Source organism: Pseudomonas poae RE*1-1-14 (assembly GCF_000336465.1).
Lineage (GTDB): Bacteria > Pseudomonadota > Gammaproteobacteria > Pseudomonadales > Pseudomonadaceae > Aquipseudomonas > Aquipseudomonas poae.
The window spans coordinates 30,207-53,169 of the sequence record NC_020209.1; the positions used below are offsets into that span (position 1 = coordinate 30,207).

At 59.9% G+C, this 22,963-nt stretch carries 23 protein-coding genes, 1 tRNA gene and 1 pseudogene; 13 read left to right on the plus strand and 12 right to left on the minus strand.

The genetic code is table 11. The features are described 5' to 3' along the window. Nucleotides 1–9 precede the first annotated feature (9 nt). Entirely contained in the window at nucleotides 10–819 is an 810-nt protein-coding gene (locus H045_RS00125) for an AraC family transcriptional regulator (protein WP_015371064.1), read from the minus strand. A 133-nt stretch (nucleotides 820–952) separates the two neighbouring features. On the opposite strand from H045_RS00125, the gene H045_RS00130 reads away from it, so the two are divergent. Next, nucleotides 953–1,591 carry a LysE family translocator gene (locus tag H045_RS00130; RefSeq protein WP_015371065.1) on the plus strand — a complete coding sequence of 213 codons (639 nt, stop codon included), beginning with the start codon at nucleotides 953–955 and terminating at the stop codon, nucleotides 1,589–1,591. A 44-nt stretch (nucleotides 1,592–1,635) separates the two neighbouring features. Next, nucleotides 1,636–2,730, plus strand: a complete 1,095-nt coding sequence (ddlA, locus tag H045_RS00135; RefSeq protein ID WP_003232899.1) for a D-alanine--D-alanine ligase — start codon at nucleotides 1,636–1,638, stop codon at nucleotides 2,728–2,730. A 179-nt stretch (nucleotides 2,731–2,909) separates the two neighbouring features. On the opposite strand, the gene ggt is transcribed toward ddlA, so the two are convergent. From ggt to H045_RS00155, 4 genes are all read right to left on the minus strand, one after another. Beyond that, complete coding sequence (gene ggt, locus H045_RS00140; RefSeq protein WP_049818453.1) at nucleotides 2,910–4,739, minus strand: gamma-glutamyltransferase; 1,830 nt, start codon at nucleotides 4,737–4,739, stop codon at nucleotides 2,910–2,912. A gap of 36 nt (nucleotides 4,740–4,775) precedes the next feature. Continuing rightward, nucleotides 4,776–5,555: a PhzF family phenazine biosynthesis protein gene (locus H045_RS00145; protein ID WP_015371066.1), complete on the minus strand. Its 780-nt coding sequence runs from the start codon at nucleotides 5,553–5,555 to the stop codon at nucleotides 4,776–4,778. 146 nt (nucleotides 5,556–5,701) lie between these two features. Next, nucleotides 5,702–5,778, minus strand: a tRNA-Met gene (locus H045_RS00150). 299 nt (nucleotides 5,779–6,077) lie between these two features. Next, a complete protein-coding gene (locus tag H045_RS00155) occupies nucleotides 6,078–6,629 on the minus strand; it encodes an RNA polymerase sigma factor (protein ID WP_015371067.1) in 552 nt (183 codons plus the stop codon). Between the two features lie 263 nt (nucleotides 6,630–6,892). Between H045_RS00155 and H045_RS00160 the strand changes: the two genes are divergently transcribed. Genes H045_RS00160 through sctU form a run of 11 tightly spaced genes read left to right on the plus strand, consistent with a single transcriptional unit; the run spans nucleotide 6,893 to nucleotide 17,014 of the window. Further along, complete coding sequence (locus H045_RS00160; RefSeq protein WP_041931405.1) at nucleotides 6,893–7,948, plus strand: TyeA family type III secretion system gatekeeper subunit; 1,056 nt, start codon at nucleotides 6,893–6,895, stop codon at nucleotides 7,946–7,948. After that, a complete protein-coding gene (gene sctV / locus H045_RS00165) occupies nucleotides 7,945–10,038 on the plus strand; it encodes a type III secretion system export apparatus subunit SctV (RefSeq protein ID WP_003232925.1) in 2,094 nt (697 codons plus the stop codon). The genes H045_RS00160 and sctV overlap by 4 nt, the downstream gene beginning before the upstream one ends. 36 nt (nucleotides 10,039–10,074) lie before the next feature. Next, nucleotides 10,075–10,980 (plus strand): FHA domain-containing protein, encoded by a 906-nt coding sequence (locus tag H045_RS00170; protein WP_032870263.1) that lies wholly within the window; start codon nucleotides 10,075–10,077, stop codon nucleotides 10,978–10,980. Continuing rightward, entirely contained in the window at nucleotides 10,977–12,335 is a 1,359-nt protein-coding gene (locus H045_RS00175) for a FliI/YscN family ATPase (protein ID WP_015371069.1), read from the plus strand. The genes H045_RS00170 and H045_RS00175 overlap by 4 nt, the downstream gene beginning before the upstream one ends. Next, nucleotides 12,322–12,735 carry a type III secretion system stalk subunit SctO gene (gene sctO / locus H045_RS00180; protein WP_003232930.1) on the plus strand — a complete coding sequence of 138 codons (414 nt, stop codon included), beginning with the start codon at nucleotides 12,322–12,324 and terminating at the stop codon, nucleotides 12,733–12,735. Before H045_RS00175 ends, sctO begins: the two co-directional genes overlap by 14 nt. Then, nucleotides 12,732–13,190, plus strand: coding sequence for a type III secretion system HrpP C-terminal domain-containing protein (locus tag H045_RS00185; protein ID WP_015371070.1), 459 nt, complete (start codon nucleotides 12,732–12,734; stop codon nucleotides 13,188–13,190). The genes sctO and H045_RS00185 overlap by 4 nt, the downstream gene beginning before the upstream one ends. Then, nucleotides 13,187–14,200, plus strand: a complete 1,014-nt coding sequence (locus tag H045_RS00190) for a FliM/FliN family flagellar motor switch protein (protein WP_015371071.1) — start codon at nucleotides 13,187–13,189, stop codon at nucleotides 14,198–14,200. Before H045_RS00185 ends, H045_RS00190 begins: the two co-directional genes overlap by 4 nt. Next, nucleotides 14,197–14,850: a type III secretion system export apparatus subunit SctR gene (gene sctR, locus H045_RS00195; RefSeq protein WP_003232937.1), complete on the plus strand. Its 654-nt coding sequence runs from the start codon at nucleotides 14,197–14,199 to the stop codon at nucleotides 14,848–14,850. The genes H045_RS00190 and sctR overlap by 4 nt, the downstream gene beginning before the upstream one ends. Before the next feature lie 7 nt (nucleotides 14,851–14,857). After that, nucleotides 14,858–15,121 (plus strand): type III secretion system export apparatus subunit SctS, encoded by a 264-nt coding sequence (gene sctS / locus H045_RS00200; protein WP_015371072.1) that lies wholly within the window; start codon nucleotides 14,858–14,860, stop codon nucleotides 15,119–15,121. A gap of 10 nt (nucleotides 15,122–15,131) precedes the next feature. Then, a complete protein-coding gene (gene sctT / locus H045_RS00205) occupies nucleotides 15,132–15,920 on the plus strand; it encodes a type III secretion system export apparatus subunit SctT (RefSeq protein WP_015371073.1) in 789 nt (262 codons plus the stop codon). Then, the gene (gene sctU / locus H045_RS00210) at nucleotides 15,917–17,014 is read left to right on the plus strand and encodes a type III secretion system export apparatus subunit SctU (RefSeq protein ID WP_003232943.1); all 1,098 of its coding nucleotides are present in this window, start codon (nucleotides 15,917–15,919) and stop codon (nucleotides 17,012–17,014) included. Before sctT ends, sctU begins: the two co-directional genes overlap by 4 nt. Nucleotides 17,015–17,097: 83 nt before the next feature. Here the strand turns inward: sctU and hrpT are convergent, their stop codons facing one another. The 7 genes and pseudogenes from hrpT to H045_RS24180 form a co-directional block, all read right to left on the minus strand. After that, on the minus strand, nucleotides 17,098–17,301 hold the full coding sequence (gene hrpT / locus H045_RS00215; protein ID WP_003232945.1) for an HrpT family type III secretion system protein: 204 nt from the start codon (nucleotides 17,299–17,301) through the stop codon (nucleotides 17,098–17,100). Continuing rightward, nucleotides 17,298–19,430: a type III secretion system outer membrane ring subunit SctC gene (sctC, locus tag H045_RS00220; protein WP_003232947.1), complete on the minus strand. Its 2,133-nt coding sequence runs from the start codon at nucleotides 19,428–19,430 to the stop codon at nucleotides 17,298–17,300. Before sctC ends, hrpT begins: the two co-directional genes overlap by 4 nt. A 266-nt stretch (nucleotides 19,431–19,696) precedes the next feature. After that, complete coding sequence (locus H045_RS00225) at nucleotides 19,697–19,930, minus strand: hypothetical protein (protein ID WP_003232948.1); 234 nt, start codon at nucleotides 19,928–19,930, stop codon at nucleotides 19,697–19,699. Nucleotides 19,931–20,019: 89 nt separating this feature from the next. Beyond that, complete coding sequence (gene sctL, locus H045_RS00230) at nucleotides 20,020–20,610, minus strand: type III secretion system stator protein SctL (protein WP_003232950.1); 591 nt, start codon at nucleotides 20,608–20,610, stop codon at nucleotides 20,020–20,022. Then, nucleotides 20,588–21,169 carry a hypothetical protein gene (locus tag H045_RS00235; protein ID WP_003232953.1) on the minus strand — a complete coding sequence of 194 codons (582 nt, stop codon included), beginning with the start codon at nucleotides 21,167–21,169 and terminating at the stop codon, nucleotides 20,588–20,590. Before H045_RS00235 ends, sctL begins: the two co-directional genes overlap by 23 nt. Continuing rightward, a pseudogene (locus H045_RS00240) lies at nucleotides 21,162–21,566 on the minus strand (type III secretion system inner membrane ring lipoprotein SctJ); the annotation flags it as partial. The pseudogene H045_RS00240 and the gene H045_RS00235, both read right to left, overlap by 8 nt. 605 nt (nucleotides 21,567–22,171) lie before the next feature. Beyond that, nucleotides 22,172–22,951, minus strand: a complete 780-nt coding sequence (locus tag H045_RS24180) for an AraC family transcriptional regulator (protein ID WP_236277616.1) — start codon at nucleotides 22,949–22,951, stop codon at nucleotides 22,172–22,174. Nucleotides 22,952–22,963 lie beyond the last annotated feature (12 nt).

Below are 22,963 nucleotides of genomic sequence, written 5' to 3' on the forward strand. Positions count from 1 at the left end.
GTCTGGGCCTCAGCGGCCCTGCATCTTCACCCAGCGCGAGGGGGGCATGCCGTAGGTGCTGCGAAATTGCCGGGTCATGTGGCTCTGGTCGGTGAAGCCCGCAGTCAGCGCCGCATCCACCAGCGACTGGCCCTGGGCAAGCAGGTTGCGCACCAGGTCCAGTCGACGCATGGTCAGGTAGCGATAGGGGCTGGTACCGAACAGCAGACGAAAATCCCGCGACAGGGCCCAGCGGTCGCGGTCGGCGTGGTCGGCCATTTCATCCAGGGTAATGCTGCGGCCCAGGGCGCTGTGGATAAACTCCCGGGCCCGCTCGGCGGCGACATAGTCGAAGGATTTGCGGCTGATGATCGCGCCCGAGGCAGCGTTCAACGCGTGCGCCAGGTCGAACAGGGCATCTTGCTCCTGCATCGGGTCAATCGGGCAATCCAAGCTTTGCAGCAGCACTTCGCTGGCACGGAACAGGCGCGGGTCAGTCGACAGGCCGCTGTGGATAAACGGCAGTGGACGGCCGCCGAGAATCTGCTGGATCAGCGCCGGCTCCACGTAAATCATGCGGTACTTGAAGCCTTCCACACTGCTGGCGCGGCCGTCATGGGTTTCATCGGGATGAATGACCATCGTCGCACCGGGCAGGCTGTGGGTCATGCAGCCGCGGTAGTGATAACTCTGCACGCCAAACAGCGTACGCCCGATGGCGTAGGTGTCATGGCGATGGGGGTCGAACGCAAAGCCGGCGAAGTACGCTTCGATACGGTCCAGGCCGCTGGCGTGCGGCGCGCGGTGGAGCCAGTCCAGGGGGGTGGTTGATTTACCCATGATGATTGCCACAAAAGGAAGTGGAATGACGTTACCCCAGTGTGCCGGTGCTTGTCTGCGCGGGTCTTGAACGATTGTGCGTTGCCAGGGCCAGGCCTATGATCTGCACTCGTGCACGCGCTGGAGCTGCCCCATGGAGTCGTTCAATTTCGCTTACGTGGCCCCACTGGTTTCGCTGGCGCTGCTATGGACCGTCGCGGTGATCACGCCCGGTCCCAATTTCTTCAACGCGGCACAGTTGGCCGCCAGCTGTTCGCGTCGTCATGGTGTCGTGGTTTCGGCAGGCGTGGCTACTGGCACGGTCATCTGGGGATTGGCAGGTGGCCTGGGGATCAAGTCATTGTTTACCGCTGCGCCGATGTTGTACGTGGCGTTCAAGCTTATCGGCGGTTGCTACCTGATTTACCTTGCACTAAAACTCTTCAAGCGCTCGGCACCGACCATGGGCCAGAACCTTTTGCCGGATGAGCCCAGGCGCTCGTTGTTTTCCGCCTGGCGCCTGGGGCTGCTGGGTAATCTGTCGAACCCCAAGGCGGCACTCTTTGTGACCACTATCTTCGCCTCTACTATGCCACCGTCTCCCTCTGCGGTTTTGCTGACCCTGGCCGTGGTGATCATGGCCACTTTATCGTTCAGTTGGTATGCCTGCGTGGCGCTGGTGTTTTCCAGCGAGCGCATGGCTGATCTCTACACTCGTTCGCGCAAGTGGCTGGATCGTCTTGCCGGCAGTTGCTATCTGTTATTTGGTATACATCTGGTGGCGAATCGTTGACGGCCCATGGTAAGAAGCCTCACGTTCAACAGTGAGGCCGTGTCATGAGCAAGTTGCGTGTAGGTATTATTTTTGGTGGCCGGTCGGCTGAGCATGAGGTGTCGTTGCAATCGGCGCGCAACATTGTCGATGCATTGGACCGTTCGCGCTTCGAGCCGATTCTGATGGGTATCGACAAGGCCGGGCACTGGCACTTGAACGACACCTCGGACTTTCTGATCAATCAGGAAAACCCGGCCCTGATCGCCCTCAACCAATCCAATCGTGAGCTGGCGGTAGTGCCGGGCAAGGCCAGCCAGCAAGTGGTGGAAACCTCCGGCCAGGCTCTGCTGGAACATATCGATGTGATTTTCCCCATCGTTCACGGTTCCCTTGGCGAGGACGGCTGCCTGCAAGGCTTGCTGCGCATGGCGGACCTGCCCTTCGTTGGCTCCGACGTGCTCGGTTCGGCGGTGTGCATGGACAAGGACATCAGCAAGCGTCTGCTGCGCGACGCAGGCATTGCCGTCACTCCGTTCATCACTCTCACCCGACGTACCGTCGCGCGTACATCCTTTGACATGGCGGTGAACACACTGGGCCTGCCGATGTTCGTCAAACCCGCCAACCAGGGCTCATCGGTGGGCGTCAGCAAAGTCGCCGACGAAGCCGAGTACCACGCCGCTGTAGAACTGGCGCTCGGGTTTGATGAAAAAGTGCTGGTGGAGTCCGCCGTCAGCGGCCGTGAAATCGAATGCGCGGTGCTGGGTAACGAGCGCCCGATTGCCAGCGGTTGCGGCGAGATCGTGGTGAGCAGCGGCTTCTACTCCTACGACAGCAAATACATCGACGACCAGGCCGCCCAGGTGGTGGTGCCAGCGGATATCAGCATGCAGGCCTGCGAGCGTATTCGCAGCCTGGCCGTTGAGGCGTTCGAGGTGCTGGGTTGCGCCGGTCTGGCGCGGGTTGATGTGTTTCTCACGGACGACGGCGAAGTGCTGATCAACGAAATCAACTCGTTGCCCGGCTTCACCCGCATCAGCATGTACCCCAAGCTGTGGCAGGCTGCGGGGATGAGCTACAGCGAACTGGTGAGCCGGCTGATCGACCTTGCGCTGGAGCGGCATGCGGGGCGCAAGGGGTTGAAGACCAGTCGCTGACAGCTATGTGGCGAGCGGGCTTGCCCCGCGTTGGGGGTGCGTAGCGCCCCCAAATCCAGCAAAACGCGGTGTACCTGATACGGCTCAGCGCCTGGTTTTGGGGCTGCTGCGCACCACAACGCAGGACAAGCCTGCTCGCCACATAGGGGAGCAGGTTTTGAACAGTTTATGGCATCAGGTCAGTCACCCAACGCTTCACCCTCGCGCCGAGGATCCGCGCCGCCGCTCAGTGACACCTTGCCCTGGGCATCGCGCACGCGAACAATCGCCTGCACGCCGCTGGTCATGTCGATCTCGCTCAGCGCATGGCCTTTTTCCTTCAGCGCCTTTTTCATGCCCGCGCTGAACAATCCAGCCTCCAGTTCCGTCGGGCCATTTCGGCTGCCGAAATTGGGCAGGTTGATGGCGGCTTGCGGGTCGAGGTGCCAGTCGAGCATCGCCACCAGCGTCTTGCTCACATATTCAATGATCTGCGAGCCGCCGGGGGAGCCTAGCGTGGCCAGCAACTCACCGCTCTGGCGGTCGAATACCAGTGTGGGCGCCATGGCCGAGCGCGGGCGTTTGCCCGGCTGCACACGGTTGGCAACCGGCTGACCGTTTTCTTCGGGGATGAACGAAAAGTCGGTCATCTGGTTATTCAGCAAGAAGCCCTGGACCATCACATGGGAGCCAAAGGCCGCTTCCACTGTGGTGGTCATCGATACGGCGCCGCCCAGGTCATCCACGGCCACCACCTGTGAGGTGGAAATGCGCAGCGGCGATCGGTCCGGTGCATAGGCCACCTGGATGCCCGCGGGCTGTCCCGGTTTGGCGATCCCCATGCTGCGCTCGCCGATCAGGTCGGCACGCCGCGCCAGATACTCCGGTGCAACGAGACCGGCAACCGGCACCGGCACGAAGTCCGCATCGGCCACATACTGCGCGCGGTCGGCAAACGCCAGGCGGCCAGCTTCGGCGAGCAGGTGCACAGCCTGCGGCGTGGGTTCGAACCCGGCCGGGGTGGCATTCTTGACCGGGGTCATCGACGCGAGGGCCTGGCGCGGGTCGCGGGTTTCCAGTGCCTGCAATGTGCCGAGGATCTGCGCCACTGCAATCGCGCCGGACGACGGCGGCGGCATGCCACAGATTTTCCAGCGCTTGTAGTCGGTACACAGCGGCGCGCGCTCTTTGGCGACGTAAGCCGCGAGGTCGGACTTGGACAGGCCACCCGCATTACCGTGGCTCTGCACCTTGCGTGCGATCTCTTCGGCAATCGGACCACGGTACAGTGCGTCCGGGCCCTCTTGGGCAATGCGCTTGAACACGGCGGCCAGTGCCGGGTTTTTCAGCACTGTGCCGGTGTCTTTCGGCGTGCCATCGGCCTTCAGGAAATAAGCAGCCATGTCCGGTGACTGCGCGATAAAACGGTCAGCCGCGATCAGGCTGTGCAACCGTGGGGAGATCGCAAAACCCTGTTCCGACAAGCGAATCGCCGGCTCGAACAACTTGGCCCATTGCAGGTGACCGGTCTTTTTATGCGCCATCTCCAGCGCGCGTAACACACCGGGTGTACCGACGGAGCGCCCGCCGATCTGTGCATCGGTGAAGGCCATCGGAGTGCCGTCGGCGTTCAGGAACAAACGCTCGGTCGCTGCGGCTGGTGCGGTTTCACGACCGTCATAGGCGTGCACATTTTCGCCGTCCCACAGCATGATGAAGGCGCCGCCGCCGATGCCGGAAGACTGCGGCTCCACCAGGGTCAGCACGGCTTGCATGGCTATCGCCGCATCGATCGCCGAGCCGCCCTGGCGCAGCATCTCCCGTCCGGCTTCGGCAGCCAGCGGGTTCGCCGCAGCCGCCATGTGGCGTTCGGCATGGCGCAGGGTGAGGTCGGTGCGATAACCCGACCCCAGCTCCGGCGCGGGTGGCGGTTCGTTGAGCGTGGTGTGACAGGCCGACAGGGCCAGGGCTGCGGCAATGACCGACAAAGGGCGGCGGGAAATTGAAAACACGCACTGAACTCCTTTCATGTTGAGAATGATCTGCTGTCCGTGAGGCGTTGCGTTCTACAGGTAAATCGTGCCTTGCATGTACAGCACGGCCTTGCCGGAAATAATCACGCGGTCACCCTGAAGCTCGCAGCGCAACTGGCCCTTGCGCGTGCCGCCCTGCTCGGCAGTCAATTGCGATTTGCCCAGGCGTGCCGCCCAGAATGGCGCCAGTGACGTGTGCGCGGAACCCGTGACCGGGTCTTCATTGACCCCCACATTGGGCCCGAACCAGCGCGAGATAAAATCAAACTGCGTGCTTCTGGCCGTCACGGCAATGCCGCGCTTGGGCAAGCCCTTAAGGCATGCAAAATCCGGCGTCAGTGCAGCGACCTGGGCCTCGTTGTCCACCACGACGATGTAGTCATCGGTGCCGAATACCTCGGCGTGCTCAATCCCCAAGGCGCTCAACAGTTCGGCGGGCGGCTCGCAGCGTTCGGGGTGCCGGGCCGGGAAGTCCATGGCTAACTCGTCGCCATGGTGCGTCACCCGCAGCTCGCCGCTGCGGGTGGCAAAGCGCAGCACCTGCGGCGCATCCGCCAGCGCATGGAACAACACCCAGGCCGCCGCCAGCGTGGCATGGCCGCACAGGTCCACTTCAACTTGGGGGGTAAACCAGCGCAACTCATAGTGCTCGCCACGGGGCACAAAGTACGCGGTTTCCGAGAGGTTGTTCTCGGCGGCGATGTTCTGCAACTGCTCGTCGGGCAACCACTCGGTGAGCGGGCAGACGGCTGCGGGGTTGCCGCCGAACGGATGTTGGCTGAAGGCGTCGACTTGATAGATGTCCAGTTTCACCGCAGGGCGCTCCATGTGGGGAGGCTGGACACTAACAGTGGGGTTGGGGGGCGTCAAAATACAGTTGGGAAGTTTTTGTGCGATTCAGACACTTTTCTCAAGGCATAAAAAAACGGCCTACCTTTCGGTAAGCCGTTTTTAGTACTTGGTGGCTACGCAGGGACTTGAACCCCGGACCCCAGCATTATGAATGCTATGCTCTAACCAACTGAGCTACGTAGCCAAGTGGCGCGCATTATTCGCGCAGAACGAGAATGCGTCAAGCACTTTTGTTGAGATTTTTTCTACGCTTTCAATTGTTTAACCGGAGCTGCCGGTGTTGAAGACGGGCGATCGGGTGTTCGCGATGATCAAGCAGGGTGGCTGACGCGCGGTAACCGGCCAGGCGTTGCTAGTCAGGCGTCTTCGAAGACGAGGCGAGGGCGGGGAGAATTGGAGGGGCGTTCTGAAAGAAGTCTGTCCTGTGCTCTAAACATTCGGTTGGGCAGATATCCCTGCCGCCCAACGCTTGCTCCCAGGCGTTTATGGTTGAAGCGGGTTATGCGTGACGCGCTTAAGCTGTTCGCGCGCTCGCGACAGGCGCGAACGAACGGTGCCGATAGGGATGTCCAACACGTTGGCAGTATCCTGATAGCTGCCGTCGGTCTCCAGTGAGGCGTACAACGTCTTGCGCATTTCTGCAGGCAGGTGGTCGATGGCGCTCAGGGTTTTCTCCAGTCTGCGGTTGATCTCGAACTCCCAATCCAGGTTCTTGTTTTCCTCCTGTCCATGCCACAGCGATTCATCGAATTCGCAATGCACCGGTTTGGCATAGAGGCGTCGGAAGTGGTTGCGGACAAGGTTCTGTGCAATCCCGCACATCCAGGTGCTGAGGCTCGCCTGGCCACTGAAGCGTTCCCTGTTGCGCCAGGCCTCAAGATAGGTGAGTTGCAGAATATCGTCGGCATCTTCGGGGTTGAGTACGCGTTTGTGGATAAAACGTCGGAGTTTTTTCTGCTGGTCGTCCGTCAGTTGGAGCATGAATTGAGGCGAGTTGCCAACGAGCTGCGCTAAAGCTTCAATAGGGATATTCACGATTTTTTCCTCAGGGTAGACGCTATCGAAAAAATTTCGACGGAAACCCCTTTAGCACTGGCTGTGCCAAGCGAAAAAAATCCTCAACCTTATGATTTATATAGATAAATATATTGAAATACGGCGATTTTGCGCAGTAATTTGCAAAACGCGCCGATGGTTTGTGCCGGTATTGTCAAAGGTTTCGATGTACACATTTTGATGGAACCGCATGGGCGAGCGTCGCCACACAGGGGGCACACTCTTCCTGTATTGGCATGCCCATGAAAGTCGAATTTCCCAAAGATGTGTCCTCCGCCCGGCATCTTGATCAATCCGCCACTGCGGCGGTTTCTGCGCCCGCACCGGCCAAGGTCGATGAGCTTGCTCAAATCTTTGACCGGGAAGTGCTCGCTGGCAACGCCGCCATGCGGGCGACGGCGATACGCATTCCTCCCTCCGAACAGCTGACGCAGCTTTACGATCAGTTGGGTTATCCGGCCCAGGAGTCGTTGGCGGCCATTTCGCGGCGGTTCAGGCACCAGTTGCAGCACAACGTCAGTGTCGACAAGTGGGTGGAGCTTGCCGAAGGAGACCCCGCCCGTGCGTTCGTGGTGCTCAAGCACTTGGAAGTCCAGTTGGACAGTGAGGCGCGTCCTTCCGAGGCCGCCAAGGCGCGCGACGCCATTGCGCTGTTGTCGGTCGGTTTCAAAGGGGAAATCCAGGCGGGCCTTGCATTCGCCGGTACGCTGCTGGAGTCAGGGGGTGATCCACAAGAGCGCCAGGCCCTGCGCGCGCTCTACTATGCCAGCATCGCCACACGCCAATCGCTGGCCACGATCATGCAGGCCCTGCTGGGGGCATACGGTGGCGATACGTTTTCCGCCCGGCTCGGCAATATCCGCAAAGCCCTGGCTGACGACATCGCGGCCCTGGTTTCATCAATGACCACACCACGGCTACGCACCTTGTTGCTGGCCCTGCAAAGTTGTGGGCAACTGGGCACGGTATTAGCCAGTTGCCATGCGTTGATCGAGCGACTGGGCATCGATCACGACGCCGTAAGCCTTCTGCAGCGTCTGCTGGGATACGCCGGCAGCGGTATCGATGCGGGTGAAATCCTGCGGCTTGGGCATGATCTTGGCCATAACCCGAGCCTGCGGCAGGTGGTGCTTCTCAATGCACTGTATCCGCTGATGCGCGATTTGCCCTTGGCGCTGTGGCCGGACAGTCGAGTGCGGCAGAACGCCCTGGACTGCTTTATCGCAGTGATGGGCGAGCTGGAGCGCAGTGAGCGCAAACCCTCACGTTTTGCCGGTGATCTGGGGGCGCTGGCGTGACGCTACTGTCTGCCATCAACCTGGCGCTGCTTAAAGTGGCGCAGCGTGCCGAAGTGCTGGGTGCCGTGGTGGTCCTGGGCATCGTATTCATTTTTATCGTGCCGCTGCCCACCTGGCTGGTAGACATCCTGATTGCAATCAACATCTGCATATCGTGCCTGTTGATCGTGCTGGCGCTGTATTTGCCAGGGCCTTTGGCGTTCTCCTCGTTTCCTTCGATTCTGCTGCTGACCACCATGTTTCGCCTGGCGCTGTCGATCGCCACGACACGTTTGATTTTACTGGAGCAGGACGCCGGCGATATCGTCGAGGCGTTCGGCAACTTCGTGGTCGGGGGGAATCTGGCCGTCGGCATGGTGATCTTTCTGATCCTCACCCTGGTCAACTTTCTGGTGATCACCAAGGGCTCCGAGCGGGTTGCCGAGGTCGCCGCGCGGTTCAGCCTGGACGCGATGCCGGGTAAGCAGATGTCCATCGACAGTGACCTGCGTGCCGGACTTATCGACGGCCTGCAGGCACGGGAAAAACGCGAGCAGTTGTCCCGCGAGAGCCAGTTGTTCGGTGCCATGGACGGAGCCATGAAGTTCGTCAAGGGTGATGCCATCGCCGGTTTGATTATCGTTGTGGTCAACCTGCTGGGCGGCTTCACCACGGGTATGTTTCAACACGGGTTGAGTGCGGCCGAATCGATACAGCTGTATTCGGTACTGACCATCGGCGACGGTCTGATTGCGCAGATTCCAGCCCTGCTGATCTCCCTGACGGCCGGCATGATCATCACCCGTGTGGCGCCGGACGGTCGCAAGGGGGTGAGCAACATGGGCGCCGAAATTGCGCGGCAAATGACCAGTGAACCCAAGAGCTGGATGATTGCATCGGTGGGCATGCTCGCGTTTGCAGTGGTGCCCGGCATGCCTACCCTGGTGTTTATCCTGATCTCGGCGGCAACCGGCTTCCTCGGTTATTACTTGATGCGTCAGCGTCAACGCGAGGAGAAGCCCAAGGAGGAAGCTGCCAATGTGGTGCGCCCTGAAGAGAACGGTAATGAAGACTTGCGAGGGTTCGATCCATCGCGGCCTTATCTGTTGCAGTTTCCTCCTTCCTTACGGGGGACGCCTGAGGTTACGGACCTTATTCACGGTATTCGTCAGGCACGAAATTCGCTGGTCGCCAATATCGGCCTGACATTGCCGCCGTTCGAAGTCGAGCTCGACGACGCGCTGGCCGCTGATGAAATGCGCTTCTGTGTGCACGAGGTGCCGATGGTCAAGGCGTCGGTGGTCACGCTTGTCGCCGTTGACCGTAAGGCGCTGGCGGTTGAGCCGGAGCATGCAGTGCCGGGACTGGCCGAGCGTGATGAACAGGATTGGCTCTGGTTGCCACCTGATGATCCGCTGCTCGCCGACCCCGCACTTGAGCGCTTTACCGCGACCAGCCTGATCATCGAGCGCATGAGGCAGGCAATGATGCTCAGCGGGCCGCAGTTCCTGGGTATTCAGGAGAGCAAGGCAATCCTCAGCTGGCTCGAGCACAACCAGTCGGAGCTGGTGCAGGAACTGCAACGCATCATGCCGCTGTCGCGGTTTTCAGCGGTTCTGCAGCGCTTGGCCAGCGAAGGTGTACCGCTGCGTGCGGTGCGGCTGATTGTCGAGTCGCTGATCGAGCACGGTCAGCATGAGCGCGAACCCGATGCACTCGCCGACTATGCGCGCATTGCCCTCAAGGCGCAGATCTTCCAGCAGTACAGCGAGGACGATGGCCTGCATGCGTGGTTGTTGTCTCCCCATACCGAAAACATCCTGCGCGAGGCGTTGCGCCAGACCCAGACCGGGGTGTTCTTTGCCCTTGATAACGAAAGCAGCGCCGCGTTGGTCAACCTCCTCAACCAGGCATTTACCTTACGCGCCAGGAGCAAGAGCGTGATGTTGGTGGCACAGGACCTGCGCAGCCCCTTACGCGCTTTGTTGCTGGAAGAATTCAACCATGTGCCCGTGCTGTCTTTTGCCGAGTTGGCAAGCACGTCCAAGGTAAAAGTCCTGGGGCGTTTTGATCTGGGGCAAGACGAATTGATGCGCGGTGCGGCGGCATGATTTTTCACCGGGTTCAACGCATGGGAGCGCTCGATGATGTTTGAGCTGCGAGTGCTTAATGGCCAGCGCCAGGGCGCTGCGTTACCGCTATTTGGCGAGCAGTGGAGCATCGGTGCTCACCCTGACGCTGACCTGATGCTTAACGACCCCGGTATTGCCGAGCAGCATGCGCGGCTGCGGTTGGCTGACTCGCAATGGTCGGTGCAGGCTGAAGCCGGGCTGCTGCATGATGATCAGGGACAGGTGCTGGCACAGATTGCGAGCCTGGCGTTGAACATGCCGTTTTCGCTAGGGGCCATTCGACTCTATGTGTGCCTGGCCGATCAACCCTGGCCTGAGGTGCCCGGCCCGTCACCTGCTCCCGCGCCCGCGCCGCAAGCGAACGAGCCATCGCCGGGTCTGCAGTTATCGTCCATCTCCAACAAGCAGCAAAAACGCCTCATCAGCGCAGTGTTGTTGGTGGCGGTTATCGCCGTGGTGGTGAGCATGGTGTCCTCGGGAGAACGTGATGCCCAGGCTTCCTTGATGCCTCCCGTGGCGGTTAAACAACAACTGGCCTCGCCGTTTGAAGTCCGTCAGCAACTGTTGAAAATGCTCAGCGAGCGCGAGTTGAGCCAAAGGGTCAGCCTGGAGGTGATCAATGGCCAGATTGCGCTTAATGGCGCCGTGTCCCCGGACGATATGGAGCTGGTAGCGCGCATGCTCAGCCGCTTTGGCGAGCTGTTCGACAGTGCGGTACCGGTGATCAGCCGTGTGCGCGCGCGCGATGGAGCGCTGCCGTTCAAGATCGTGCAGATCGTCGGCGGGCCGAACGGCCACGTCGTGTTGGAAGAAGGCAGCCGGCTGTTCGTGGGTGACGAGGTAGACGGTTTGCGCCTGGTGCTGATCGACAACACCAAGGTGGTTTTCGACGGCACGCAGCGCTATGAGGTGCGCTGGTGAGTACGGACCTGCAGGCGCGCCTGGAGGCCTGGGAGCAGCGCCAGACTCGGTCGCTGGCCAACTTCATGCCGGTGACGATGCGCGGTCGAGTGCAGCGCGTGAATGGCATGCTGTTGCAATGCCGTTTGCCCAACGCGCGTATCGGTGACCTGTGCCAGGTTGAGAAGTCTGTCGACGACCACATGCTGGCTGAGATCATCGGTTTCGATCAGCAGGACGCCGTACTCAGTGCTCTGGGCAATCTCGAAGGGGTACGCGTGGGCGCCAGCGTGCAGCGTCTGGGGGTGTCGCATCGAGTGCTGGTCGGTGATGAGCTTCTGGGTCAGGTGCTGGATGGTTTTGGACGGCCGATCAGCGGCGTTGGCCCCAGTGCGTTTGTCGAGGTCGACAGTCCCGATGCAAGCATGGTGTTGTGCGAGGCGCCGCTGCCTACCGAACGGCCCAGGATCCATCGCGCACTGGCGACCGGGGTGCGCTCGATCGATGGCCTGCTGACGCTTGGCGAGGGGCAGCGTGTGGGGCTGTTTGCCGGTGCCGGCTGTGGCAAGACCACCTTGCTGGCGGAGATTGCCCGTAACGTCGAGTGCGATGTGATTGTGTTTGGCTTGATCGGCGAGCGGGGACGCGAACTGCGCGAGTTTCTCGACCACGAGCTGGATGACCAGTTGCGCGCCAAGGCCGTGCTGGTGTGCGCGACATCCGATCGTTCAAGCATGGAGCGCGCCCGCGCAGCCTTCACCGCGACCGCGCTGGCTGAGGGCTATCGGCGCAAGGGCAAGCGGGTGCTGCTGCTGATCGACTCCCTGACCCGGTTTGCGCGGGCCCAGCGCGAAATCGGTCTGGCGGCCGGTGAGCCGTTGGGGCGAGGTGGCCTGCCACCCTCGGTTTACAGCTTGCTGCCGCGACTGGTGGAGCGCGCCGGGCTGACCCAGAACGGCGTTATAACGGCGATCTACACCGTGCTTATCGAGCAGGACTCCATGAGCGATCCCGTGGCGGACGAAGTCCGCTCGCTGCTCGATGGCCACATTGTTCTGTCCCGCAAGCTGGCCGAGCGTGGTCACTACCCGGCCGTTGATGTGCTGGCCAGCCTGTCGCGAATTTTGAGCAACGTCGCCACGCCCGAACATATTCAGGCCGGTACGGCACTGCGGCGCTTGTTGTCGGCGTACCAGCAGATCGAGCTGATGCTGAAGTTGGGCGAGTACCAGCCTGGCAGTGACGCCCTGACCGACATGGCGGTGGACACCCGTTCGCGGGTCGATGGTTTTCTGCGTCAGGACTTGCGCGAGCCCGCGCTGATGGACTCGACCCTGGATCAATTGACGGAGCTTACTGCCCATGTCCCTTTCTGAATTGGAAACCTTGCGGCGTCTGCGCAAGCACCGGGCGGACCGGGCCGAGCGTGCGCTGGGCAAGGCCAAAAGGCATCAGCGATCCCTGCAGTTGCAAGTTGAACAGGCACAGCAAGTCCTTGAGCAAACCCGCCTGCAGGAAGCCCAGGCAGGTGCGCAGCTGCTGAGCCAGCATCAAGGGCAGGTGATCTCGTTGCAGGCGCTCAAGTCGTGGAATAACCAGGAGCGCTCCTTGTCCGCCACGACGCAGCGCGAAGAAGCACAGTTGCGCGGGTTGCACGGACAGCAGGAGCAGCAAGTGACCGAGGTCGACATAGCGCAGAGGCAGGTCACCCAGTGTTTGCGTGAGGTTGAAAAGATTCTGGAATTGTCCCGTTTACTGGCGCAGGAAGAGACATGAAAGACATACCTGCAAGCAAGCCCGAGCGACCGCGTACGCGCGAGTACGGACGAGACGACGAATCGGCTGGCGAAGGGGTGTTGCCTCTGGATTACGCAAGCCTGTTCGCCCGCCTGTTTACCCATGAGCAGAGCGAAGGCGGTTATGTGTCCAGCCTGCCAGGCTCAATCACGGCGACGAATAAATTGATGCTCGAAGCCTTGGCTGGGCAGTTGGCGCCGCGACTACAGGCCTCTGCGCAATGGCCCTTGCTGGCCGTGCTTTACCTTCCGCGGCTAGGGCGGATCAACGCCCGTGTACAGAGGCCGCCGGGTAGCTGGGGCATCGAATTGCACGCCGAAGAGGCACACACGGCGCAGTGGCTTGGCACGGTGCAGAAAAGTTTTCAAAGCCGGCTGGTGGAGTCGCTGGGGCAGCCTGTCGACCTCCAACTCGCGCGCGTGAGCCCGGCATGATCATGTCGGCGTTGACACTGCCAGTGGTCGAGGCGGGAAGGGCGGCCGCGTTGCATCAGTTGGGACGCGGCTTGCGCCTGCCGTTTCAAGTGGGTGATCAGCGTGGTGCTTTTTTGCTTGAGCCCGGCCTCACGCCTGCGGGGATGAACCCTTTGTGTTTCGAGAGCGCCCTGGGGGTGCTGGCGTTTTCTGATCCAGAGGCGATGTTCAGCTTGATGGGCGAATGCCCGGTAACCCTGGCGCAGGTCGGCAACGACCCCAAATCCTGGTTCTGGGAATTGTTCCAGCTTCACCTCGCCCCGCAGTTGTCGTCGTTGTTTGGCTACCTGCGCTTGCTGCCCGCACCCAGGAAGCTGGACTTTGGTTGTCGCTTTACCGTGACGCTGGGGCTCTCCAGGGTTGCAGGTCACCTGTGGCTGGCCCCTGAAAGCTTGCTCGCTGCGTATGCGGCCGGACCCTGGGAGCAGATGGCCGCTGCGCTGCCCGTCTCTTTTCCATTGTCAATCAGCGTGAAGCTGGGCGGCTTGAGCCTGCCTGTCGCGCAAGTACGCGGTCTGCGTGCAGGTGATGTGTTGATGCTCGAACAGGCCTTTTTCGATGTGCAGGGCCTTGGCCACCTGCCAATTGGAAGTCGTCGGCTGCAAGGGCGTATTGAAGATGAATCCGGGCGCTTATGCCTGAACCTTACTGCGATCGAGGACACGTGCGTGGACGAAGAGTTTGTCATACAAGAATACCCGGGGCCTGAGTTTGACCACCCGGTGGAGGACGCCTTCGGCCGGGAGCCCTTTGACGAGTTGAGCATGGCGTTGACCGTGCGCTGTGGTGTCCTGACCCTGACCCTGGGCGAGTTGCGCAACCTGGCTCCCGGTACCGTACTGGGCATCACCGGGTACGCACCCGGCGTCGCCGGCCTGTATTACGGCGACCGTCCCATTGGGCAAGGGCAGTTGGTGGAAGTGGAGGGGCGACTCGGTTTGCAACTGACGCGCGTGGTGTTCTCCCGATGATGTTCCAGGGCGTTGATCCGGTTGTACTCGCGCTGTTCTTCGGTGCGATGTCGTTGCTGCCGATGCTGTTGGTCGTCTGTACGGCGTTCCTCAAGATTGTCATTGTGCTGATGATTACGCGTAACGCCATTGGCGTGCAGCAGGTGCCTCCGAGCATGGCGATCAATGGCATTGCGTTGGCCGCCACGCTTTTTGTCATGGCCCCCGTGGGCTATCAGATCGCCGAGAACCTCAAGACTTCGCCTCTGGACATGAGCAATGTACAGACGCTTCAGGCAACGGGTCTTGTGGCCATACAACCGCTGCGTACCTTCATGACGCGTAACACCGACCCGGATGTACTCACCCATCTGCAGGAAAACAGCGCGCGCATGTGGCCGCCGGAAATGGCGCAAAGCACCCAGCGAGAGGACTGGGTCCTGTTGATTCCGGCGTTTGTGGTGTCGCAGTTGCAGGCGGGGTTCGAGATCGGCTTCCTGATCTATATCCCGTTTATCGTCATCGATCTGATCGTGTCCAACCTGCTGCTGGCGCTGGGGATGCAAATGGTCTCGCCCATGACCATTTCCCTGCCACTCAAGCTGCTGCTGTTCGTCATGGTCTCCGGCTGGTCGCGGTTGCTCGACAGCCTTTTCCTTTCTTATCTCTGAGTGTCCTATGGAACCGATTGTGCTGTTCAAGCAGGGCATGCTGTTGGTTGTGGTGCTGACGGCACCGCCGCTGATCGTGGCGGTGGTCGTCGGCGTACTGACATCGCTGGTTCAAGCGCTGATGCAGATTCAGGATCAGACATTGCCCTTTGGCATCAAGCTGGTCGCGGTGGGTATCACACTGATACTGACCGGGCGCTGGATTGGCGTGGAGTTGATTCAACTGATCAACCTGATGTTCGACATGATCGCTCGCTCGGCATTGAACTGAGGGCAGGTCCGTGCTGCTTTATCTCGATTTATTGACAAGCCTGCTGATTGGCATGGCACGTATCTATCCCTGTGCTCTCCTGGTGCCGGCGTTCTGTTTCCAACACATACGCGGCGTGCCCCGGCACGCCATCGTGGCGGTCATGGCCTTCATTCCGGCGCCGGCTATCCATGCGGTACTCGCGGGCCAGGACTACTCCGCACTCATGATCATCGGCCTCATAGGCAAAGAGGCGGCCCTTGGCATCTTGCTGGGTGTGTTGTTGGCGATGCCCTTCTGGATGTTCGAGTCGGTTGGCGCACTGCTGGACAACCAGCGCGGCGCCCTGGCCGGCGGTCAGCTCAACCCTTCGCTGGGGCCGGATGCGACGCCCGTCGGGCATTTGTTCAAGCAGTTGGTGATCTACCTGCTGATCGCTGTGCTGGGGCTGAGTGTCCTCATGCAAGTGATATGGGACAGCTATCGGATCTGGCCGGCCACGGCCTGGATACCGCTGCCGGCAGTCAACGGCTTCGGTATTTTCCTGGGGATACTCGGCGATACCTTCACCCACATGATGCTCTACGCCGCGCCCTTCATTGCCGTGCTGTTGTTTATGGAATTCGGCATCGCGCTGCTGGGGGTCTACAGCCAACAACTGCAGGTGAGCACGTTGGCGCCACCGGTGAAGTGCCTCGCGGGCATTGGTATTTTGTTGCTGTACTTTGCGTTGCTGCAGGACTTGATGGTCGGACGCCTGAACCTGCTGGGCGATCTCAAACATTCACTCGGGCTGATGTTCCAGGGCTCGCCATCATGAGTGACTCAGGTGAAAAGAAACACCCGGCGTCAGCCAAGAAACTGCGTGATCAGCGCAAGAAAGGTCAGGTTTCCCAAAGTCAGGACATCGGTAAGTTACTGGCGCTGACCGCCATCAGCGAGATCGCGTTGTTCACCGCCGAAACCAGTTTGCAACGGTTTCAGCAACTGATGAGGTTGCCCCTGTCGAGCATGGCCCAGCCTTTCACGCGTGCGTTGGAGGAAGTGCTGTTCGAGGGGTTGACGGTGTTTTTCTCGTTCGCCCTGCTGATGGTTGCGACGGCCATTCTCATGAAGCTGATCAGCAGCTGGATGCAGTTCGGATTGTTGTTCGCGCCGGAGACGTTGAAGCTCGACTTCAACCGCCTCAACCCGCTCAAGCAGCTCAAGCAGATGTTCTCCGCTCAATCGGTCATGAATCTGTTGATGAGCATCGCCAAGGCGCTGCTGCTGGGCATGGTTGTGTATCTGGTGATCAGACCTTCATTGGGCACGCTGATCAACCTGGCCAGCAGTGACCTGCAAACCTATATCCTCGCGTTGATCGCGCTGTTCCGCTACTTGCTGCACGCCTGCCTGGCCCTGCTGCTGGTGCTGGCACTCATTGACCTGGTTCTGCAAAAGCACTTTTTCGCCAAACGCATGCGCATGACCCAGGTCGAGGTCGTCAAGGAATACAAGGACATGGAAGGCGACCCGCATGTGAAGGGCAAGCGCCGCGCGTTGGCACAGGAATTGGCCCAGGAGGAACCGAAGGTCAAGCTGCCCAAGCTGGAGGAATCCGACATGCTTGTGGTCAACCCGACGCACTTTGCCGTGGCCCTGTATTACCGACCCGGCAAGACTCCGCTGCCGGTGCTGGTCAACAAGGGAACGGACGACGAGGCTCGCGAGTTGATCCGGCAGGCGAAGGCGGCCGAGGTGCCGGTGATCCAGTGTGTCTGGCTGGCACGCACGCTCTATACGCATAAACTGGGCGCCGGTATCCCCCGCGAAACCTTGCAGGCTGTGGCGTTGATCTATCGCACCTTGCGCGAGCTGGATGATGACGCCAAGCGCGAAACCCTGGAGTTGCCTGCACTGGAGTTGCGCTGATCAGCTTCTTGCGGGTTGTCAGGCCGCGCCCTTATCCACCAGCAGATCAGACTCCCGGTAACGCCGGGCGTTGATCATTGGACTTAGCGCTCCAGCGAGATCGTCTGGTAGTCCGCACGTTCGCCGGAAGGGCCGGGCTCGACGCGCATCTGCGGTGGCCACCAGATCACCAGCTTGTCTTTGGTCGATTGCGGACGCGAGCAGGAGTCGCCTCTACACGTGGGGCTGCAGCCGGTGATGAGCAGCGCTGCGCTGATCAGTGTGACGCACAACAAGCGGTGTTTCATGGCGTGGCCTTTTTAGCTGGAGTGAGCAAGGAGGGGCGCGGCACGCTGAGGTGTTCATCTTTCACCACCGGTCGCATGGCAATGAATACCTCGGCTTCTTCACCCGGCTTGAGCCAGGCCCGTGGCCACACTGTCACGGCCAGGGTTTGCGAGGTGCTGCATTCCTTTTCGTCGATACGCACATTGCGCTTGAGCTGGTTGCGCAGCACGACCACGGCTACATTGAACTGCGGGCCGGCGTACCACTGGCTGCGTTCGGTATTCATTGCCAGTAAATCGCGGGTGCTGCACAAGGTGGCCAGGCCCAGTGGCATGGGGGCCGCCTTGAAGGCCAGCGGCACTCGGCCGGTCACCAGGTTCGCCAGCGTGCCGGTGATGTCACTGCGCTTGATGACGGGCGCGTGTTCGGCATAACGCCTGGCCAGCGGCTTGAGGGCTGCCTGCAGTTCCGCCTGATCGTCCTGCGGCAGGTAACGTGAAGGGTCGGCCTGGTCACCGATCACGCGCGGGGTGAGGATGAACAGGCGTTCGCGACGATTGTTCTTGCGCTCGCTGGAGGAGAACAACGCCTTGCCCAGCAGCGGTATATCCCCCAGCAAGGGGATTTTGTTGCGTTTGTCGATGCTTTCGGTGACATGGAAACCGCCGACCACCAGCGAGCGCTTTTCCGCCATCACCGCCTGGGTGCTGACATTGCCCCGGCGTACATCCGGGCCCAGACGATTGGGATCGGATTCGTCGAAGTTGCCGTCCTCGATATCCACCAGCAGGTGCACCTGATGAGTGCCGCGGGTGGTAATCACCCTGGGCACCACTTGCAGGCTGGTGCCCACAGTGATGGGCAGCACCGTTGCGACTTCGGTACCTGCCGTCAGGTATTGGGTGCGATTGAAGTCAATCACCGAAGGCTGGTTTTCCAGGGTGAGAACCGACGGGTTGGAGACCATGGTCGCCAGGCCGCGTTGCTCCAGGGCACGTATCTTGGCAAAGAAACGGTCACGGTTTTCGATCGACAGCTGCGATGAGCTTCCCGGTGCCAGCCGCATATCGCTGCTGAAACGACTGTTGCCCCAGTTGACCCCGAATTCGCGCAATTGACTGCGCTCTATATCAAGGATGATGGCGTCGATTTCCACCATTTTTCGCGCGACGTCGAGCTGGGTAATCAGCTCGCGGTACATCGCTTGCCGCTCCGGCAGGTCATAGATCAGCACAGCGTTGTTACGCACATCGGCTTCCACGCGGATTCTGCCGGCCGACACGGGGGCTCGCGGGGTAAGCGTTGCGCCGGTTTCCAACTGTCCAGCGTTTGCTGTCTGGCCGAGCATCTGCCCCAGTATCGGGTTGTTCAGTCTTGGATAATTCGGCGTGATGGGCGAAGGCTGGGATGCAGAGGGGCGTGGACTCATCGTTGACAGTGTGGAAGGCGACCGAGGCTCCAGCAACCCGCGCAACATGCTGGCGACGCCTGGAATGGCTATTTTCTCGCCGCGATAATCGATCTGGCGATCTCCTGCGTTGGCGAATTTCAGCGGGTAGCTGAGCACGCTCTGTTTTTCGTCGGCTGATTTGCGCTGGCTGCTGAATTGCTTGATCTGGTCGATGTAACGCTTGGGACCCGAGACCAGTACCACACCATCATCGGGTAGTTCGCCCCAGCCGAAACGGCTGTCGAGCAGGCCGATATCGGTCAGGGCTCGCTTGAGGTCTGCGACGGTTTCGGCGGAGACTTCCAGGCGTGCGGACTCTTGCAGGTCCAGGGTGCTGATATAAAGCGTGTTGTTGTACAGGTACCACTGGAAGCGGTGTTCCACCCCCAGTCTGTCGAGTAATGACTGCGGCGTATTGGCGCGTATCTTGCCATTTACGACGCCGTCCAGGAGGCCATCGATCTGCAACTGTGTGCCAAATGTCTGAGCGAAATCTTCCAGCACGTCCCGCAGAGGCTTATGTTCGGCCTCGTACGCGTAGGCTGTGTTTTTCCAGTCGGAGGGAATGGCGGCGACGACGCTGTGAAGCGGTGCCAACAAAAAGGGCAGGGCGAGCAGGAGGCGCCACTGAGGGCGTTTTGCTTGAAGTGCGGGCGAGTTCAAACGCAAGCGGGTGTGCTTGTGGGTCTTGCTATGCATGACAGGATCTCTGTTTCAGTGCGCAAGGGCACTTGATGAAGTAGGCGTTAATCCGCCCCGGCCTTTGTCAGGCGCGCTGTTGCCCTGCGCCTGATCTCGCGTTGGTTGAGTCGCGATTAAAGGGGGGCAACCGCTGTAGCTGACTGCAACCACGTAGCGGATGACTGCAGCAACCAGAGGTGACCGGCGTCGGCGAAAAAACCGGCGCGCCGTGCAGGTGCCAGGCTGGATTGCCCCGCAGGCTTGCGGGACGTTGCTGCCACTCACTAAGCGACATTGATGGCGTTTTTCAGGGTTTCGTGTTTGTAATTGACATAGACCGAGGTCACGGCATAGCTGTTGGCGATGACGATTTTCTCCTGCATAAGCTGGTCGAAGACTCTTGAGAGTTCTTCGTCGTCACCTCCAGCGGAAATATCCTCATCGATTTGTCCAAGTGCCTTATCGGAACGGCTTCGCTGCCGGTAGAGGCTGTCGAGTATGCGGGCGTCGTTAGTCATTGCTTTAACTCCGGTGGGGGGCTACTCCTGTGTGGCCACTGATGGGCGGCCAGTTCCTTCGGCTGATCCATTTGTTAACAAAAGAGTGGTCATCTGATTTGGCCTTGAGGCGGGATCGGTACCAGGCCGTCCACGGCATCCGTCCAGTTGATATGAAAGCCGCCGTCGTCTGTTTCAACAATCAGCGACTGGGCGGCGAGCCCGGCCTCAACCCGGAGCGTCCAAGGCACATCACAGTGCTGGATGAGCCACTGTTCGACAGATTCGCGATCCTGCGGATTGCACAGCAGGTTGGCCTCGACCGGAGGCAATCCGGCTGCCAGTAACTTATCGAGCAGGGCACTGAGGCGTTGGGCAGGTGGGGCCTCATTGAGAAAACTTCTAATCGCGGTGTTGATGACTGAGGTGGCAACACGCTCAAGATTCTCGGCCATCGCCAGGCGTTCTGACTCCCAACGATGAAGTTGGGCATTGGCGCGCTGCCAGAACTCATTGCTGGCGTTGTCCAGCAGCTGTTTGCAATGGGCTTCGGCTTGATTTATGAGCGCCTGTGCCTGAGTTTCGGCGTGCTCAAGCAGCTGACGGGCCTGGGTATGTTCGACGAGCATTTCCCTGGAGATCAGCGCTGTCGGCAGGTCGTCAGGGCGGGTGTGCAGCTCAATCTTGTGGGCGCAAAACATGCTGGGCGTTCTCCGGGGGCGCGTGTAGCGCGTCATCGGTGGGGGTCGAGGTCGCACGCCAAATGGCGGCTTGCCATAAAATACCCAGCCGGCCTTGAGTGTCCTCAAGCCTTGGGTGCTGCTCCAGTTCAAGTACCCTCTGGCAGGCAAAGCTCAAGCGCAGCCGCTGCCATATCGGCGGTGAGACCCACGCTCGCAGGTAGTGCAACGGGTCGTCGATGCTTGCCGGTGTTGGGTCAGGTGGCAGTGCCTTGGCCAGGCGCTGGCACCAAAGGAGCTGTTCTTGATTGAGCCGGCGGTGGTGAGGCGCGTTGTAAACCTCATTGACGAGTAGGAGTATGAGGTCTCGTGGTTGCGCGTCGATTTGCACCAGTTGCAGCAGGGCCGGACTCATGGGCGGGGGAAGCTCGGGTTGAATGTCGAACATCCTGCTCACCCGACCATGGTGGCTGCGTGAAAGCGCTGCCGTGTCGACAAAGCCGGTCTGGGTGAGCCAGTCGATGTGGGCGTGCTTCCAGGGGAAGGCCCACCACCTGACCCAATTGAGATCATCACTCATAGGCGTCTTTTATCGCAGGAGCGAGCCTTTTTCTTCGCCATAGCAGCCAACCAACACCTCCTGTAAAGAGCAAGACCAGCGGCATGAGCAGGCTGATGCGCCAGAATCCGAGGTCTTGCTCGGGTATCAGGAAAGGGCCGAGGTAGGTGAGTTGTTGTTTCTCCTGATAGGCCGTGGCCGGTACGAAAACGACGGTCAGCTTTACCGTGTTGTCGATCGCCGAGGCCATGCCGGGGAGGCTGCTGGCGACCATCCTGCGCACCCGCGCATTGATGTTGTCAGGGTCCAGCCGCGGGTCGTGCTTGATGAATACGGAGGCGGATGCAGGTTGTACGGGCTCACCTGGGGCTATGCGTTCCGGCAACACCACATGCACCCGTGCGACGACCACACCGTCGTTATATCTGAATGACCCTAACAGTTATTAGGGTGTAAGATACTGATTTTTATAAGTTTTATATTGCTAACATTTTTCCGTGTTTTTGGCCTTGATTTCGTAATTGCGCTCCACCTAGCCACACATTTGCATTCGACTTGACCGGCACACTAGGTGGCCTCGACCGGCAGTGGTCGGCCAGCAGCGGACGTTTAGAACAGAGAAATAAATCTGCTCTCTTTTCCCAATGGACATCATTGCGGCGTACGCAAGGCTATCGCGTGGTGCGCGCAGCGCTCTCTACAAAAGCACCTTAGCACTTGGCGCCGCACAATTAGGCGAGCATGGACTTCGCGTACACTAACGTTATGCCTGAGCCAGTGCACTAACGAACAGCTCGTAGAGTGCTTGTGGTGGTATTGGAGGGAAATACGCAACTAGCACGGTTAAAGTTACAAGCGCCAGCTGAGTGCAGCGTGAGTGCCCCACCAGTTAAAAGAAAACTGATGCTCTGGCGACTCCTGAAGTGGCTGGCATTTCTTTCTTCATCTGTTCCGGCACATGGTTGAAGGTCTAGCCTGTAGCGTGCTGGATCGGGTTGGATGGTACAGCGGTTCTTACACCCATCAACTTGATCTAGAAATTGCCTCTTTGCTAATCAGTGTCTGCGCTCGCACATATTGTCCTGGCGTAACACCCATTATCCGACGGAACATGGCAATGAAAGCACTAATATTTTCGTAGCCAAGCTCAATCGCCGTTGTCGTCACTGACATCCCCTCGACCAATAGTTGAATAGCGCGCAACGTGCGTGCACGTTGTCGCCATTCAGAAAAACTAAAACCGGTTTCAGCGACTAGACGCCGGGCAAGTGTTCTAGGTGCCATACCTGACCAAGCAGCCCAATCCTCAAGTGATCTATTGTCATCAAGCTGAGCAAGTATCGCATCGGTGATACGCCTCAAGCGCGGGTCATTAGGGTGCGTCAGACCGATGGGTTCAGCGGGTGAGGTAGCAATTTCATCCAAGATGACTGCTGCAACCCGCGACTCCATTTCGTTGCGGGGTGGTTGTCCCCACGACGCAGCGCGGCTTACCGCTTCGCGCAGCAAACTGCTGATCCTAAATGTGCATGGCATTTGATGCAGGATCCCGCACTCTTGCTCCGCGATATAGACCATCGCTCCTGCAAAAGCGCCATGTGACATCATCGCGTGTGCGACACGGGGAGGTATCCAAATGGCATGGCTAGCCGGCACTACCCATGAGCCGCCGTCAGTGCTGACAGAAAGCAGGCCGGCAAGGCTTGCGATTAGTTGGCCTGTCGTATGAGTGTGGGGCGCCGTTTCGCGGATCGCCCGGTCGCGTTGCTCTATCGCCAACAGTGGCATAAGCGCGCGGTTCATGGCTGGTTTACG